General features: G+C 55.5%; 14 protein-coding genes. 7 read left to right on the top strand and 7 right to left on the bottom strand.

What is annotated here, in order from left to right:
- Nucleotides 1–9 precede the first annotated feature (9 nt).
- The 5 genes from JYG33_RS02175 (at nucleotide 10) to JYG33_RS02195 (ending at nucleotide 4,898) form a co-directional block, all read left to right on the top strand.
- A complete protein-coding gene (locus JYG33_RS02175) occupies nucleotides 10–1,167 on the top strand; it encodes a branched-chain amino acid ABC transporter substrate-binding protein (RefSeq protein WP_207873978.1) in 1,158 nt (385 codons plus the stop codon).
- Between the two features lie 128 nt (nucleotides 1,168–1,295).
- Nucleotides 1,296–2,228, top strand: coding sequence for a branched-chain amino acid ABC transporter permease (locus JYG33_RS02180; RefSeq protein ID WP_207873979.1), 933 nt, complete (start codon nucleotides 1,296–1,298; stop codon nucleotides 2,226–2,228).
- Between the two features lie 119 nt (nucleotides 2,229–2,347).
- Nucleotides 2,348–3,331 (top strand): ABC transporter ATP-binding protein, encoded by a 984-nt coding sequence (locus JYG33_RS02185; RefSeq protein WP_243430324.1) that lies wholly within the window; start codon nucleotides 2,348–2,350, stop codon nucleotides 3,329–3,331.
- Nucleotides 3,328–4,164, top strand: a complete 837-nt coding sequence (locus tag JYG33_RS02190) for an ABC transporter ATP-binding protein (RefSeq protein WP_207873980.1) — start codon at nucleotides 3,328–3,330, stop codon at nucleotides 4,162–4,164. The genes JYG33_RS02185 and JYG33_RS02190 overlap by 4 nt, the downstream gene beginning before the upstream one ends.
- Nucleotides 4,161–4,898, top strand: coding sequence for an ABC transporter ATP-binding protein (locus tag JYG33_RS02195; protein ID WP_021446747.1), 738 nt, complete (start codon nucleotides 4,161–4,163; stop codon nucleotides 4,896–4,898). The genes JYG33_RS02190 and JYG33_RS02195 overlap by 4 nt, the downstream gene beginning before the upstream one ends.
- A 121-nt stretch (nucleotides 4,899–5,019) precedes the next feature.
- Here the strand turns inward: JYG33_RS02195 and JYG33_RS02200 are convergent, their stop codons facing one another.
- Nucleotides 5,020–6,114 (bottom strand): DUF4238 domain-containing protein, encoded by a 1,095-nt coding sequence (locus JYG33_RS02200; RefSeq protein ID WP_207873981.1) that lies wholly within the window; start codon nucleotides 6,112–6,114, stop codon nucleotides 5,020–5,022.
- A gap of 681 nt (nucleotides 6,115–6,795) precedes the next feature.
- Here JYG33_RS02200 and JYG33_RS02205 point away from each other — a divergent pair.
- Nucleotides 6,796–7,539 (top strand): SDR family oxidoreductase, encoded by a 744-nt coding sequence (locus tag JYG33_RS02205; protein WP_207873982.1) that lies wholly within the window; start codon nucleotides 6,796–6,798, stop codon nucleotides 7,537–7,539.
- 32 nt (nucleotides 7,540–7,571) lie between these two features.
- Nucleotides 7,572–8,216 (top strand): DJ-1/PfpI family protein, encoded by a 645-nt coding sequence (locus JYG33_RS02210; RefSeq protein WP_207873983.1) that lies wholly within the window; start codon nucleotides 7,572–7,574, stop codon nucleotides 8,214–8,216.
- A 119-nt stretch (nucleotides 8,217–8,335) separates the two neighbouring features.
- On the opposite strand, the gene rlmF is transcribed toward JYG33_RS02210, so the two are convergent.
- The 6 genes from rlmF to JYG33_RS02240 all read right to left on the bottom strand — a co-directional run bounded on the left by rlmF (nucleotide 8,336) and on the right by JYG33_RS02240 (nucleotide 15,528).
- The gene (gene rlmF, locus JYG33_RS02215) at nucleotides 8,336–9,331 is read right to left on the bottom strand and encodes a 23S rRNA (adenine(1618)-N(6))-methyltransferase RlmF (RefSeq protein WP_207873984.1); all 996 of its coding nucleotides are present in this window, start codon (nucleotides 9,329–9,331) and stop codon (nucleotides 8,336–8,338) included.
- A gap of 135 nt (nucleotides 9,332–9,466) precedes the next feature.
- Nucleotides 9,467–9,928 (bottom strand): dUTP diphosphatase, encoded by a 462-nt coding sequence (dut, locus tag JYG33_RS02220; RefSeq protein WP_207873985.1) that lies wholly within the window; start codon nucleotides 9,926–9,928, stop codon nucleotides 9,467–9,469.
- Between the two features lie 73 nt (nucleotides 9,929–10,001).
- Entirely contained in the window at nucleotides 10,002–11,186 is a 1,185-nt protein-coding gene (coaBC, locus tag JYG33_RS02225) for a bifunctional phosphopantothenoylcysteine decarboxylase/phosphopantothenate--cysteine ligase CoaBC (RefSeq protein WP_207873986.1), read from the bottom strand.
- A gap of 20 nt (nucleotides 11,187–11,206) precedes the next feature.
- Nucleotides 11,207–11,725, bottom strand: a complete 519-nt coding sequence (gene lspA / locus JYG33_RS02230) for a signal peptidase II (protein ID WP_170978625.1) — start codon at nucleotides 11,723–11,725, stop codon at nucleotides 11,207–11,209.
- Between the two features lie 7 nt (nucleotides 11,726–11,732).
- Nucleotides 11,733–14,573, bottom strand: coding sequence for an isoleucine--tRNA ligase (gene ileS, locus JYG33_RS02235; protein ID WP_207873987.1), 2,841 nt, complete (start codon nucleotides 14,571–14,573; stop codon nucleotides 11,733–11,735).
- Nucleotides 14,563–15,528, bottom strand: a complete 966-nt coding sequence (locus JYG33_RS02240; protein ID WP_042487846.1) for a bifunctional riboflavin kinase/FAD synthetase — start codon at nucleotides 15,526–15,528, stop codon at nucleotides 14,563–14,565. The genes ileS and JYG33_RS02240 overlap by 11 nt, the downstream gene beginning before the upstream one ends.
- Between the last annotated feature and the right edge of the window lie 36 nt (nucleotides 15,529–15,564).

The raw sequence follows: 15,564 nt of genomic DNA on the forward strand, positions 1-15,564 counted from the left end.
GAGAACAATATGCAGTCCATCACGACCTTTAAATTGGCCTTGGTTTCGACAGCGGTTTTCGGTGCACTGGCGGCTAGCCCCGCCTTGGCCGCTGACAAGGTAATCAAGCTGGGTTTTTCGGCTCCCTTGACGGGCCCGCAAGCTCACTACGGTGAAGACATGCGCAATGGTCTGGTGCTGGCCCTGGAAGAGGCCAATGCCCAGAAAATTGAAATTGATGGCGCAACCGCCCGTTTTGAACTGGTGGCCAAGGATGACCAGGCTGACCCCCGTACGGCGGTTCAGGTTGCTCAGCAAATTGTGGACGACGGCGTTGATGGCATTTTGGGCCACTTCAACTCGGGCACCACCATTCCTGCTTCGCGTGTGTACAACGACGCGGGTATCCCTCAGATCGCCATGGCGACCTCGCCTGAGTACACCCAGCAAGGTTACGACAACACCTTCCGCATGATGACCAGCGACACTCAGCAAGGTGCGGCTGTGGGCCAGTTCATCGTCAAGGATCTGGCGGCCAAGAAAGTGGCCCTGATCGATGACCGTACCGCATACGGCCAGGGTCTGACCGACCAGGTTGCCCGTGCGGTAGAAAAAGCAGGTGGCCAGATCGTGGCCCGTGAATACACCACGGACAAAGCCAACGACTTCACCTCCATTCTGACCAACATCAAATCCAAACAGCCTGATGCCATCTTCTTTGGTGGTCTGGATGCCCAGTCTGGCCCCATGAAGCGTCAGATGCAGACGCTGGACATCAAGGCACCGCTGGTTTCGGGTGAGATGACCCGTAGCGACACCTTCCTGCGTCTGGCCGGTGCCGCTGCTGATGGCACATACGCCTCCCTGGCTGGCGTTCCTTTGTCCACGATGGCGGCTGGCGAGAAGTTCGCCAAAGACTACCAGGCCCGCTTCAAGGCTGATCCCGGTGTCTACGCGCCTTACGCTTATGACGGTGCCTGGAACATGATCACCGCCATGAAAGAAGCCGGTTCTTCCAAAGCTGAAGACTACCTGCCCAAGCTGGCTGGTATCAAACGCAATGGCGCTACCAGCAGCAACATTGCCTACGACCAGAACGGCGACCTGAAAGAAATCGCCGTCACCATCTACGAAGTTAAAGATGGCAAATGGACGATGGTGAAAACCATGGTCAGCCAGGCGAACTAAGCACGCTTGATCCTGCAGTTTGAGCCCTTCGGGGCTCATCTTTACCGTGGCCTGCTGCTGGCAGGCCCACGCTCCCTGTTCTATCGCCGTGCGCCAGGGCAGGGAGCAATGACCACGAGTCCCGATCTATGGAAATCCTGATACAACAACTCATAAATGGCCTGACCGTGGGCAGTGTCTACGCCTTGGTGGCGCTGGGCTACACCATGGTGTATGGAATTATTGGTCTGATTAACTTTGCGCATGGTGATGTCGTCATGGTGGGGGCCATGTTGGCAACGACCGTGGTCTTGTCGCTGGTTGGCGCAGACCCGGCTGGCTTGTCCGCCTGGTTGATGGTTGGTTTGGCCCTTTTGGCCGCTATTCCCCTGTGCATGGGCATAGGCTGGACTGCCGAGCGCTATGCGTACCGTCCTTTGCGCCGCGCACCTCGTCTAGCTGCACTGATCACCGCCATCGGTGTGTCTTTTATTGTGCAAAACCTGGCCATGATGATCTGGGGCCGCAATTACTTGAGCTTTCCCCACATTATTGAACCCGTCGTCTTCCAGTTAGGGGGCGCACGGATCAGTCTGCTGCAAATTCTGATCATTGCCGGAGCGGCCTTGATCATGTCCGGCCTGATGGTACTGGTGCACCGTACCCGGCTGGGAACCGCCATGCGTGCCACCGCGCAGAACCGCGAAGTCGCCGGTCTGATGGGCGTGAATATCAATACCGTTATTTCGGCTGCCTTTGTGATCGGCTCGGCCCTGGCCGCCGTCGCTGGCGTCATGATCGTGACCTATTACGGCGTCGCGCAATACACCATGGGCTTCATGCTGGGTCTGAAGGCCTTTACCGCTGCAGTGCTGGGCGGGATCGGGAACCTGGGCGGTGCCATGTTGGGCGGCTTGCTGCTGGGCTTGATCGAAGCCCTGGGTGCAGGCTACATCGGTGACCTGACCAATGGGGTGTTTGGCAGTAACTATCAGGATGTGTTCTCCTTCATCGTGCTGATCTTGGTGCTGATTTTCCGTCCCTCGGGCCTGTTGGGTGAACGCGTGGGAGATCGAGCATGAGTTTGAATCAAACACTAAGTGGCGCTGGCTCTAAACAGCGTCCCGCAACCCCCGCTAAAGTCTGGGTAGGTGCGCTGCTAATTGGTGTGGTCCTGGCTATTTTGCCTTTTGTTCTGGGCATGGCCGGTCAAAGCTGGATTCGCACCCTGAACTTTGCCTTGCTGTATGTGATGTTGGCCCTGGGCCTGAACATCGTGGTGGGTTTTGCTGGTCTGCTGGATCTGGGCTATATCGCCTTCTATGCCGTAGGCGCCTATGTCTGGGCCATGCTGGCATCCCCGCATTTCGGTTTGCACTTGCCGTTCTGGATGGTGTTGCCTGCCGGTATTGCCTTGGCCGCCGTATTTGGTGTGCTGCTGGGCTTTCCGGTCCTGCGCTTACGAGGCGACTATCTGGCGATTGTGACCCTGGGCTTCGGTGAAATTATCCGCATCTTCATGAACAATCTGGATGCGCCCGTCAATATCACTAATGGCCCGCAAGGGATTAACCGGGTCGATACCTTCAAAATCGGTGATTTCATCTTCGGGAAAGCGGAAACCCTATTTGGTATACGAATTACGGGGCCGGAGAAATACTATTACCTGCTCCTGCTGATTACGCTGCTGATCGTGTTCATCTGCGTACGCTTGCAGCATTCCCGTATTGGCCGAGCCTTGGAAGCCATTCGTGAAGACGAAATCGCTGCCAAGGCCATGGGTATCAACACCCGTAACGTCAAACTGCTGGCCTTTGCCATGGGCGCGACCTTTGGTGGCGTGGCAGGGGGCTTGTTCGCTTCCATGCAAGGTTTCGTCAGCCCAGAGAGTTTCAGCCTGACAGAATCCATCTCCGTGCTGTGCATGGTGGTGCTGGGTGGCATGGGCCATATCCCCGGTGTGATCGTGGGTGCCTTGTTGCTGTCGGTCTTCCCGGAGCTGTTGCGTGCCGTGGTCGTACCCTTGCAGCAAAGCGTGTTCGGCGACGTCATCCTGGACCCGGACGGTATTCGTATGCTGCTGTTTGGCTTTGCCCTGGTGCTGGTCATGATCTACCGCCCTGAAGGCCTGTGGCCCTCGGCAGTGCGCCGTCGTGAACGCAAAATGAAGCAGGTGCAAGCATGAGTCTTACCATGAGCAAACAAATCCCCGATGGCGAAGTCCTCTTGCAGGCAGAAAGCTTGTCCAAACGCTTTGGCGGCTTGCAGGCTTTGTCTGAAGTCAGCTTCAGTATCCGCAAAGGCGATATCTACGGCCTGATCGGCCCGAACGGTGCCGGTAAAACCACGCTGTTCAACGTGATGACAGGCTTGTACATCCCTGAGTCAGGCCGTTGCACCTTCGCAGGCCGCAACCTGACCGAGTGCAAACCGCATCAAATCGCAGAATCCGGTTTTGCGCGTACCTTCCAGAACATCCGCCTCTTTGGCAGCCTGTCTGCCCTGGAAAACGTCATGATCGGCCGCCACGTCCGCACCCGTGCAGGCGTGCTGGGGGCGGTGCTGCGTAATCGAGCAACTCGCAAGGAAGAAGAGCAAATCGAGGCCCGAGCCTACGAGCTGCTGGACTATGTAGGCATAGCCCAGCACGCCAACGAGATTGCACGTTCCTTGTCCTACGGCGACCAACGTCGCCTGGAGATCGCCCGCGCACTGGCAACTGATCCCATGCTTCTGGCACTGGACGAACCTGCCGCCGGTATGAACCCGTCCGAGACAGTAGTGCTGCGCCAACTGATAGAAAAGATCCGTGGTGACGGCATTACCGTCCTGCTGATCGAACACGACATGAAGCTGGTCATGGGCCTGTGCGACCGAGTGCTGGTGCTGGAATACGGCAAAGTGCTGGCCGAAGGCAAACCCGCTGAAGTCCAACATAACCCACGCGTGATCGAAGCCTATCTGGGTGCAGGAGCAGCTAAAGAACTGGGCATTATCGTTGAAGAGGAGCAGGCATGAGCACAGAACCGTTGATGCTGGATATTCGGGGTCTGGATGTAGCTTATGGCGGCATCCGGGCGGTACGTGGCCTGGACCTGCGGGTGGGCAAGGGCGAACTGGTTTGCCTGATCGGTGCGAACGGTGCCGGTAAAAGCACGACGCTGCGAGCCATTACAGGACTGGTGCCTGCGGCTGCGGGACAGATCGAACACCAAGGCGAAAGCATCGTCGGCCTGCCATCGCACCAACTGGTGAGACGCGGCGTGGTCATGGTGCCGGAAGGGCGGGGGATTTTTCCGCAACTGACGATCGAAGAAAACCTGGCCATGGGGGCGTATACCCGCAAGGACCACCACGAAGTCCGCCAGGATATCGAGCGTATCTATACCTTGTTCCCGCGTCTGGCCGAGCGTAAGAAGCAATCGGCAGGGACTTTGTCTGGCGGGGAGCAACAGATGGTGGCAATGGGACGGGCGATGATTTCTCGGCCTTCATTGTTGTTGCTGGATGAGCCGTCCATGGGCTTGGCGCCGATCATGGTTGAACGGATTTTTGAACTGATCCAGACGATTGCTAAAGAAGGTGTGACGATTTTGCTGATTGAGCAGAATGCGCGCTTGGCGCTAGAGCTGGGAGATCGGGGATATGTGATGGAGTCGGGGCGGATTATCCTGGAAGGCCCGGCTGCGCAGTTGCTGCATGATCCGAAGGTGAGGGCGGCGTATCTGGGGGAAGAGGATTTTGCTGCGTAGGTGAGATTTAGGTTTAGGGAAAAAGCCAATCAGCTTGGGGTTGATTGGCTTTTTTGCCTTTTTTGCTATGCGTCGCGAGTACAGTTGCCGGTGTTAGATAACCTAGAGGCTAGCGGATACGTTAGTGACCAGATGATTCCCGCCAGTAGCCTTCATCGCTTCTGAGTTGCATTTCAGCTGCTCGGATATAGCCTTCGCCAGTTCCTTTAGTGAAGACAGAACCTTTCGCTCTCCACCGAAGCAGGGCAGGCCATCGCGAGGGCGTTGGAGAAAGCGCTTGGGTGTGAATGATTGCCTCTTGATGTGGTTTTGCGTAACTGCTGTCAACTACCCGGTATTGTTTATGTACTCCGTCTACACAATCGAGCACTGCATAAGTCATGCGAAATCGGCATGCAAGCCTTCGGTCTTGTACAGAGAGAAAAGAGTTGCGTACCCAATCACGGTCATTCCAATCGCGAAAGTACACGTTCCCAAAAGCGTTTAGGAACTGCAGTTCGTTAAACGCGCTGACGTCGTACTCCCGCCTTGCTTCTGTCCATCCATTCTCGTGCGGGATAGAGTAGACATCCCCATCGTACGCAATGCACATAACACGGTCACTCAGGGGTAGAAAAACGGATATTCCGCTTGACAACAAACCAGGTGATTTGTGACGGGCGCGGGGATCTTCTTTATGCCAGCGATTTGCAACCACTGCGGGGTCATCTGAAGTAATAAAGGGGCGTAAAGTTCTGTTCCGAACTAAACAAACCTTCAAGTCCTCAAAAATATGCATCACTTCACTAAATGAACGCATCGCTATTTGGACAGCCTCCTTTATGGACGGCTTGAAGTTGGTTAGAGAAGTTCCAATAGTGTGCTCCATGCCAGCGAACATTTCTACGGATCGTCGAGACGCAGCTTCCGTTCTCATGTGCTGGAAGAGCATAAATGTACGCAGCATTAGCCTATCAGCATCAGTAAGTTTATAGCTGGGAGTATGGATACGAGCAATGGTTGCAGCGTAGCCGCTTTCTATGCTTTGAATTGCAGTTTCGAGGAGTTGATCTTGCCCGTAAAAGTAGCTCCCAGAGCATTGGTTCTTCACTGGTGCTGCTGGAATTGCTCGTTGTCGATCCAAATTTAAAAGATTAATCGCAAGGTTTTCACCGCCTTGTGTGAAAGCTTTCAAGTAGCAGCGAGGGACGAAATGTTGATTTTTGTTTGTAGCCATTTCGCGAGCGTAACGCTTTAGATAGGCCCTTGCAATTGTGAATTCCACCCTAAAGAAGCTGAAGCAACTTGCTTTGTCTAGATGGTTGTAGGCCTAATGTAATTGAAAATCTTGAACTCTATGTTAGTCAGGCCATCTCCAGTTAGGCGTTTACTAGTTAACGGCTGGAGTTGATGCTGGTTGCTATTTATGCCCTGGCTCATCAATGGTTCAAATTAGCTGAGGCTGCCTCGTGTGGAAATACATCAAAAGACGTTTTTTAATTGAAGAAGATGGGGGGATTGATGAGAAGCGAATTTTATCTGCACATTTTAATTATTTAAAATTGCGGTTTTATAAATTCACATGATTTTTTCTTGTTGGTTGCTAATTTCAGTACGAAATTTATTGGTTTTTGAATCTTATGGTTCTGGGTGGATTAAAAATTTAGTGCGTTAAGTTTCTCCATTGTGAAAACCAATGCTGATCTATGGATTTGCAGATATATGTGCGGTAAATAACAGTTAGGAGTGTCGAACGAACTCTGGGCGGTTGTAAGTCTTTACCATAGCAACAGGATATAGCCGACAGGGTGTCATGTAGGCAGGGCTGGCTTGCGGCATCATCCAACAAGGTAATGGGTAGATATCGTATCCCGTTCTAATGACCATAGTTCTAAAGAGTCGCCAAGGAGAACAAAAAATGGATTTAGGAATTAGCGGACGACGCGCTTTGATCTGTGGAGCTTCGAGTGGTTTGGGGCTGGCTTGTGCCCAGGCCCTCGCCGCTGAAGGCGTACAAGTCACCCTGGTATCTCGCAGCGAACACAAGCTACAAGAAGCCGCTAAACAGATTGAAGCCTCTACCGGTGGTGCAGCTAAATGGATTGCCGCCGATCTTTCTCAGGCGGCAGGTAGACAAGCCGTAGCTGCCGCGTGCGTGGATATAGACATTCTGGTGACTAACGCGGGTGGGCCTCCGTCTATGCCTTTTGCTCAGTTGGAGACCTCTCACTGGCAAGCCGCGTTGGAACAAAATTTCCTGGCAGCGGTGGAGCTAATCCAGGCTGCGTTGCCAGGCATGGTAAACCGTTGCTTTGGCCGTATCGTCAATATCACCTCGGTTTCCGTTCGTTCGCCTGTGACCAACCTGGAGTTGTCCACTGCCGCTCGTATGGCCTTGACTGGCTTTGTGGCAAGTGTGTCTCGCGAAGTAGCCCAGCATAACGTCGCGATAAATAACTTGTTGCCCGGCACGATCATGACGGACCGCCTGCAGGAGTTGGGTCCTGTGGCAGAGAAAATGATTGCATCTGTACCAGCAGGACGAGCTGGAACGCCGAGCGAGTTTGGTGCTGCATGTGCGTTCTTGTGCAGCGAAGCCGCAGGTTTTATCGTAGGTCAGAATTTGGCTATTGATGGTGGCTTGGTACGCGCTACGATCTGAGTTATTGAGTTTCAACCATGAAGGGGCACACCATGAGCGGTAAGGCAGCATCGGCTACATCTACCAGCACAGCAGGGAACACGACAAAAAAACAAATCGGCATTGTGCTGTTTGACCAGTTTGAAACTCTCGATGTATTCGGGCCGGTGGAGATGTGGGGTGGGATGCCGGATTACGAGATGGTCATGGTGTCTCAGCAGGGTGGGTTGGTTCGTTCGTCTCAAGGGATAGAAACCCAGACTTCCTATAGTTTCGAGACGGCTCCGCAATTCGAGATTCTGATGGTTCCCGGCGGTATGGGGACGCGCAGCGAAATCAACAACCACGCCATGCTGGCCTTCATTCAGAAGCAGGACAAGGTAACGCAGTGGACGGTGTCGGTGTGTACGGGGTCGGCCTTATTAGCCAAGGCCGGTGTTCTGAAGCAGCGTCGGGCGACGTCCAACAAGCTGGCGTTTGATTTTGCTGTGGCTCAGGATGGGGATGTGCTTTGGCAAAAGCAGGCCCGCTGGGTGTTTGATGGCAAGTACGTCACATCCTCGGGTGTGTCAGCGGGGACGGATATGGCCTTGGCCCTGGTCGAGAAGCTCTATAACCGTGAGCAAGCCGAAAGCATCGCGCATTGGACCGAGTATGTCTGGAACAGTGATCCGACAATTGATCCGTTTGCGCGCTAAGGCGGGTGTTTTCTGGGCGTAGTTGTTGGGTGAAAGGTTCAGGAGTCGCGGGTCTTAGCGTGGGTAGCTGATTGCAGCTAATGTCATCAGCGTATCGAGCATTCCCACTTGATACGAACCTATTTCCAGCGCTCATTGCGCCAAGCCTCTTGTGCCGCAGCGTCCAGAAAAGTCCAGGCCACGAAACGGCTCTGCTTTTGTCCCTGCGTCATTTCTACGGTTTTGACTTTAACCGCCTTGGCCTTTTTTAAGGCATTCAACACACCGGGTACATTCGATGCTTTGGACACCAAGGTGCTGAACCAAAACACTTGTCCGCCTACCGTCACGCTTTCTTCTATCATGCGGCGGATGAAAAGCGCCTCGCCGCCTTCGCACCATAGCTCCGTATTCTGCCCACCAAAGTTCAGCACAGGAGCATTGTGCTTGGGTGCAGCTTTGCCCAAGCCGCGCCATTTACGTTGACTGCCGTTTGCTGCTTCTTCCTGCGATGAATGGAAGGGCGGGTTGCACAGCGTCAGGTCAAAGTAGTCATTGGCAGCCAGCAGGCCTTTGAAAATATGTCTGGGCGATTTTTGCTGGCGTAACTTGATTGCAGCCGATAAACCAGGATTCCCATGAATAATGCTTCGTGCAGAAGTCAGTGCATCGGCGTCTATGTCCGATCCTAGAAACTGCCACCCATATTCGGTATTACCAATCAATGGGTAGATCGCATTTGCGCCTATACCAATATCAAGGACACGTACTGCCTCACCATTAGGAATGGTTCCCTTATTGCTATTGGCCAGCAGATCGGCCAGATAGTGCACGTAATCTGCCCGACCCGGAATGGGAGGGCACAGGTAATTGGCAGGAATATCCCAATGCTCAATACCGTAAAACGTCTTTAACAGGGCACGATTCAGGGTTTTGACCGCGTTCGGGTCAGCGAAATTGATGCTTTGATCGCCGTATGGATTCAAGGAAACGAAAGCGGCCAGTTCGGGCGTCTCTTTGATGAGAGCGTCAAAGTCGTAACGGCCCTGATGGCGGTTACGCGGGTGGAGCTGAGCCGCCGTTTTGTTGGAAGTGGGCAATTCAGAGTTGGAATTACCTGTTTTTGGAGAGGGCATTGATGTCCGAAATTGGCCTGCGTGTGTCTGAATCGTGGTGCTAGTACTTTTTAAAGCAAAGTGCCAGGACTAAGGAAGGAGCGATGCTTGCTGTACTACGTCGCTCTGCATCGCATCCTTCCCTAGTTTTAATGCTTAGTTCTTGCCTGTGCTGCCGAACCCACCCGTGCCACGCTCGGTCTCGGTAGAGAACTCGTTCACAAACTGCAGTGCCACTTGCACCACCGGTTGGAACATTAGTTGGGCGATACGCTCGCCGGGTTGGATCACGTAATCTTGATCGCTGTCATTCGCCAGAATCACGCCGATTTCGCCGTGGTAGTCGGCATCAATGACGCCGATGCCTTGGGCAACACGCACACCGTGCTTCAGGGACAAGCCCGAGCGCGAGGCGACGATGGCCACCAGGCCAGGGTCCATCATATTGATGGCCAGGCCGGTTTTAACCAGCATACGGCCGCCTGCGGGCAGGGTAACGGCTTCGCTCAGGCAGGCGCGCAGGTCCATAGCGGCCGAGCCGTCCGTGGCGTAGCTGGGGGCTTCAATGGTCGTGCCCAACAAGTCATTGACGATGCGGGCTTCAATACGACGGTGCATAGACGGTATCCTGAAAAAAAGAGAGGCAGCGCACCAACTTCAGCGCTGCCCATCATCATAAAAGAGAAAAATGTTAAAGCCGTTGGGCGATGTTTTGTACCAATTGGCGGGCAGCCAGCAGCTTGTCCTGGGCAGGCCATTGCGTGTGACCTTGCTCATCAAACAGCACCAGCTCGGTATCGTCCGCATTCATGGCGCGTTGGGCCAGATTGGCGACTAGCAGCGGCACGTTTTTACGTTGACGCTTGGCCTGGGCGTGTTCGATCAAGTTGTCTGTCTCGGCAGCAAAGCCTACGCAGTAGGGCCCGTCTTTTAGCGCAGCAACCTCGGCCAGAATGTCGGGGTTGGGGCTGAATTGCAGGGCAGGGGTGGCCTGTTCTGACGTCTTCTTGATCTTGATGTCGCTAGCATTGCTGACATACCAGTCTGCCACGGCGGCAACGCTGATGAAGATGTCAGCGTCGTGGACTTGTGACATGACCGTCGCGTGCATTTGACGGGCCGTTTCCACATTGATGCGGCTGACCTGATAGGGCGCATCCAGGGCAACTGGACCGGAAACCAGCGTGACTTGCGCGCCTGCCTCTTGCGCTGCACGGGCAATGGCATAGCCCATCTTGCCGGAGGATCGGTTGCTGATAACGCGGATCGGGTCGATAGGCTCGCTAGTGGGGCCAGCAGTGATCAGGACTCGTTTACCAGCCAGCAGTTTGGGCTGGAAAAAGGCGGTCAGCTCGGCCAGTAGTTGGGCCGGTTCCAGCATGCGACCATCGCCGGTTTCACCACAAGCCTGGTCGCCGCTGCCGGGGCCCAGAATGTGTACGCCGTCGCGACGCAGTTGTTCGACATTACGCTGGGTGGCCGGATGCAGCCACATTTCCCGATTCATGGCCGGGGCGATCAACAGGGGGCAATGGCCCCGAGCAATACACAAGGTGCTGAGCAAATCGTCGGCCAGACCATTGGCCAGTTTGGCCATGAAGTTGGTGCTGGCGGGGGCGATCAAAATGGCATCGGCATCCCGGCTAAGCTGGATGTGGGCCATATTGTTGGGAACACGCGCATCCCACAAGTCGGTATAGACGGTGCGGCCCGACAAGGCCTGAAAGGTGACCGGGCTGATGAAGCGGGTGGCCGATTCGGTCATGACCACATCAATCCGGGCACCCAGGTCCTGGCTACGACGCAAAAGCTCGGCAGTTTTATAGGCAGCGATGCCGCCGGTGATGCCAAACACCAGTTTTTTATTGCTAAGCATAGGACATGATCCTTACAGACTCAGGAGCGCTGTCGTTTGTTGCGGCGCATGCGCATGAACTCGTCCAGCACCAATAAAGCCGCTCCGCAACTAATGGCAACGTCGGCAATATTGAAAGCTGGAAAGTAGGATTGATTCCAGTAAAACAGCAGGAAATCCACCACGTGCCCGTGCATCAGGCGATCGACCACATTGCCGATGGCACCACCCAGAATCAGGCTGAGCGACAGGCAAAACAAGGGCTGTTTGGCCGAACGACGCAGCATGGTCACGATAAAGACTGTAGCGACAGCAGCGATGCCTACAAAGAACCAACGCTGCCAACCCTGACCACCCGCCAGAAAGCTGAAGGCAGCACCGGGGTTGTAGAGCAGGGTGAAGTCAAAAAAGGGCAGGATGTTCCAGCGTTCCTGGTAGAACAGGTTGCTGTCGAAATACTGTTTGGTCCATTGGTCCAGGCCGACAATAAAGGCGGCCAGACCAATCCAGGCCCAGAACTGCCGCGAGGGCAGTCGGGCCTGGCCGGGAGAAGGGGCCATGTCCTTATCAGGCATGGTGACGCACTTCGCCTTCGCCAAACAGATTGTCCTCGCAACGACCACACAGGGTGGGGTGCTCGGCGCTCTGGCCTACGTCAGGGCGGTGGTGCCAGCAACGCTCGCACTTGGCCTGTTCGGTAGGAGTAACGTCGATGCGCAAATCGCCTTCGCCAGCGTGCACGTCGGCACGCGAGACGATTAGCATGAAGCGCAGATCTTCGCCCAGGGATTGCAGGAACTCCAGATCCTGGCCGTTGGCGTAGATGTCGATTTCAGCAGCCAGGGAAGAACCGATGGCGCCGGTGCTACGGACATCTTCAATGCGGCGCATCACGTCGGCACGGATGGCGCGCAGACGCTGCCACTTGGCGCTGAGTGCAGACTGTTCGCCTTGCTCGGGCAGAGCATGGAACAGCTCGGTGAAGATGGTGCCGCTAGGCACTGGGCCACCGTGCATGTCTACCCAGGCTTCTTCTGCCGTGAAGGACAGGATAGGAGCCATCAGCTTGAGCAGAGCCTGTGTCAGGTGATACAGCGCGGTCTGGGCCGAGCGACGTGGCAAGCCCTCTTTGGCGGTGGTGTACAGGCGGTCTTTCAGAATATCCAGGTAGAACGCACCCAGGTCTTCCGAGCAGAAAATCTGCAAACGAGCCACGATGGGGTGGAACTCGTAACGCTTGTAGTTCTCCAGCAATTCGGCCTGCATATCGGCTGTCATTTGCAGGGTGTAGCGGTCGATTTCAGTCAACTGCTCTACAGGTACGGCGTGTTTGGCGTAATCGAAGTCGGCCAGGTTACCCAGCAGGAACTTCAAGGTATTACGGATACGGCGGTAGCCTTCCACAACACGCTTCAGGATTTCGTCGGAGATGGACAGCTCGCCCGAGTAATCGGTAGAGGCGGCCCACAGGCGCATGATTTCGGCACCCATCTTGTCGGCAATTTCTTGCGGCTTGATGATGTTGCCCAGCGATTTGCTCATCTTGCGGCCATTGCCGTCCACCACGAAACCGTGGGTCAGCAGGGCTTTGTAGGGAGCGCGGCCGTACAGCATGCAGCCGGTCAACAAGGACGAATGGAACCAGCCACGGTGCTGGTCCGAACCTTCCAGGTACAGGTCAGCAGGCCATTGCAACTTGTCACCGTGCGAGCCGTGAGTGGTGTGATCCTTGCCGCCCAGCACGGTAGCGTGCGTGGTGCCCGAGTCAAACCAGACGTCCAGCGTGTCACGGTTTTTCTCGTATACATCGGCTTCGTCGCCGAGCAGGTCGCGTGGGTCCAGGTTTTGCCAGGCTTCGATACCGCTTTTTTCGATGCGCTCGGCAACTTGTTCCATCAGCTCAGGCGTACGGGGATGCAGTTCGCCGGTTTCCTTGTGTACAAAGAACGCCATGGGCACGCCCCATTGACGCTGACGCGACAAGGTCCAGTCTGGACGGTTGGCGATCATGGCGTGCAGGCGGGCACGGCCCCAGGCAGGGTAGAACTCGGTGTTGTCCACTGCTTCCAAGGCCATCTCACGCAGCGTGCGACCGCTGGTGTTTTCCTTGTCCATCCCCGCGAACCATTGGCTGGTGGCGCGGTAAATGATGGGCGTCTTGTGACGCCAGCAGTGCATGTAGCTGTGTGGATGCTGTTCGGTTTTCAGCAAAGTACCGGCATTTTGCAAGGCTTCCACGATTTGTGGATTGGCCTTCCAGATCATCTGGCCGCCAAACAGGGGCAGATTGTCGGCGTAATGCCCATTGCCCATGACGGGCTTGAGCATGTCGTCGTCTTTCATCCCGTGGGCTTTGCAGGAGATAAAGTCTTCAATACCGTAGGCTGGGGCGGAGTGAACCACGCCGGTACCGCTGTCCAGGGTGACGTAGTCGCCCAAGTAGATCGGGGAGCGGCGTTGGTAGCCTGCGTCCACGTGAGCCAGAGGGTGATTGAATTCGATCAGGTTCAGGGCTTCGCCAGTGGCGGTGGCCACGACTTGGCCGCTCAGCCCCCATTGTTCCAGGCAGGATTTGACCAGGTCTTCGGCCATGATCAGCATGGAGCCAGTAGAGCGTGGGCTGTCCAGCTTGACCAGGGCGTAGCTGATTTCAGGGTGTACGTTCAGTGCCTGGTTGGCAGGGATGGTCCAGGGGGTGGTGGTCCAGATGACGATGGCGCCATCGTCCACGCTGTCTACGCCAAAGGCGGCAGCCAGCTTGTCTTTCTGGGCGAAGGGGAAGGCCACGTGTACAGACGGGTCGGTACGGTCGGCGTATTCAACCTCGGCTTCCGCCAGGGCGGAACCACAGTCAAAACACCAGTTCACTGGCTTCAGGCCACGGAACACAAAACCTTTTTGCATGATCTTGGACAGCACGCGCAGCTCGTCGGCTTCGTTGCTGAAGTTCATGGTCAGGTAAGGCAGATCCCAGTCGGCCAGCACGCCCAGGCGTTTGAAATCCTTGCGTTGGCTGTCGATCTGCTCCAGCGCGTAGGCACGCGCCTTGGCCTGAACTTCTGCCACAGGCAGGTTCTTGCCGTATTTTTTCTCGATCTGGACTTCAATAGGCATGCCGTGGCAATCCCAGCCGGGCACGTATTGCGCGTCAAAACCCGCCATATTGCGGCTCTTGACGATGATGTCTTTCAGAATCTTGTTGACCGCGTGGCCAATGTGAATGTCGCCGTTCGCATAGGGAGGGCCGTCGTGCAAAATAAATTTGGGACGACCGGCACTGGCTTGCCGAATTGCTGCATAGACTTTGTTTTCTTCCCACTGGTTAATCCAGCCCGGCTCACGTTTGGCGAGGTCGCCACGCATGGGAAAGGGGGTGTCGGGCAAATTGAGAGAGTTTTTATAGTCCATTTGAAGCAAAGTAGTCGCGAGCGCGTTGTGCATCGTTGTCGATGGCGGCGATCATTGTGATGAGGTCCGGGAATTTTTCCTCGTCCCTGACAAATTCCAGAAATTCTATACGGGCAAGTTTACCGTAAGCATCCAGGCGTTGGTCCAGTAAATGCACCTCTAACAGCAGCCGTCCCTGGTCTATGACGGTTGGGCGTACCCCCAAGGAGGCAATGCCGGGCAGAGCCTGCCCGGTCAGTCCGTGAACTCGAACCACATACACGCCGGAACGGGCGGCACAGTGTTCGGGGACCCGCACGTTCAGGGTCGGGTAGCCAATGTCCCGGCCCAGCTTCTGGCCATGAATGACATGACCACTAATATGAAAGGGTTTGCCCAGCAGCGCACGGGCGCGGTCCAGCTGGCCCACGGCCAGGGCGGTGCGTACTTCCGAGCTGGAAATGCGGCGGCCATCGGCATCGGCCACATCATGCAGGGTCTCGACGCTGAAGCCGTGACGCTTGCCCGCTTCGCGCAGCATTTCGATGTCGCCCGCGCGTTTATGGCCATAGCGGAAATCTTCGCCCACCAGCAACCAGCCGGTGTTCAGCCCCTGGACCAGAATCTCGTCAATAAAGGTGGCGGCGGACATATCGGCCATGGCCTGATTGAAGCGAGCCAGATAAATTTGTTCAATGCCACACTGGTGCAGGGCTTCGACCTTGTCGCGCAGACCGCTGATCTGTGTGGGGATCAGTTCGGGCCGTTGGCCACGCTGCGCAAAAAAGGCGCGCGGGTGGGGCGTAAAGGTCATCACACAGGAGCTCAGGTCTTGCTGGCGCGCGACTTCATTGACGCGATGCAAGATGGCCTGGTGGCCCAAATGCACCCCATCAAAATTGCCAATCGTGACAGCGCTGCGGGCCGTGCTGTTGCGCCGCGGCAGAGAGCGATAGAGTTTTAGATCAGATTTCACAAGCGAGAGTTTACAATTTTGGATTCGTTATTTCTC

Origin of the sequence: Alcaligenes sp. SORT26 (assembly GCF_017377875.1) — a bacterium.
Taxonomy (GTDB): domain Bacteria; phylum Pseudomonadota; class Gammaproteobacteria; order Burkholderiales; family Burkholderiaceae_B; genus Alcaligenes; species Alcaligenes parafaecalis.

Excerpts from the sequence above, each read along its gene's own strand:
- JYG33_RS02175 (WP_207873978.1), top strand. The coding sequence starts at position 10 with ATGCAGTCCATCACGACCTTTAAATTGGCCTTGGTTTCGACAGCGGTT.
- JYG33_RS02210 (WP_207873983.1), top strand. The coding sequence starts at position 7,572 with ATGAGCGGTAAGGCAGCATCGGCTACATCTACCAGCACAGCAGGGAAC.
- ileS (WP_207873987.1), bottom strand. The coding sequence starts at position 14,573 with ATGGACTATAAAAACTCTCTCAATTTGCCCGACACCCCCTTTCCCATG.
- JYG33_RS02185 (WP_243430324.1), top strand. The coding sequence starts at position 2,348 with ATGGCCGGTCAAAGCTGGATTCGCACCCTGAACTTTGCCTTGCTGTAT.
- JYG33_RS02205 (WP_207873982.1), top strand. The coding sequence starts at position 6,796 with ATGGATTTAGGAATTAGCGGACGACGCGCTTTGATCTGTGGAGCTTCG.
- JYG33_RS02180 (WP_207873979.1), top strand. The coding sequence starts at position 1,296 with ATGGAAATCCTGATACAACAACTCATAAATGGCCTGACCGTGGGCAGT.
- JYG33_RS02200 (WP_207873981.1), bottom strand. The coding sequence starts at position 6,114 with ATGGCTACAAACAAAAATCAACATTTCGTCCCTCGCTGCTACTTGAAA.
- lspA (WP_170978625.1), bottom strand. The coding sequence starts at position 11,725 with ATGGCCCCTTCTCCCGGCCAGGCCCGACTGCCCTCGCGGCAGTTCTGG.
- rlmF (WP_207873984.1), bottom strand. The coding sequence starts at position 9,331 with ATGCCCTCTCCAAAAACAGGTAATTCCAACTCTGAATTGCCCACTTCC.
- coaBC (WP_207873986.1), bottom strand. The coding sequence starts at position 11,186 with ATGCTTAGCAATAAAAAACTGGTGTTTGGCATCACCGGCGGCATCGCT.
- JYG33_RS02195 (WP_021446747.1), top strand. The coding sequence starts at position 4,161 with ATGAGCACAGAACCGTTGATGCTGGATATTCGGGGTCTGGATGTAGCT.
- dut (WP_207873985.1), bottom strand. The coding sequence starts at position 9,928 with ATGCACCGTCGTATTGAAGCCCGCATCGTCAATGACTTGTTGGGCACG.
- JYG33_RS02190 (WP_207873980.1), top strand. The coding sequence starts at position 3,328 with ATGAGTCTTACCATGAGCAAACAAATCCCCGATGGCGAAGTCCTCTTG.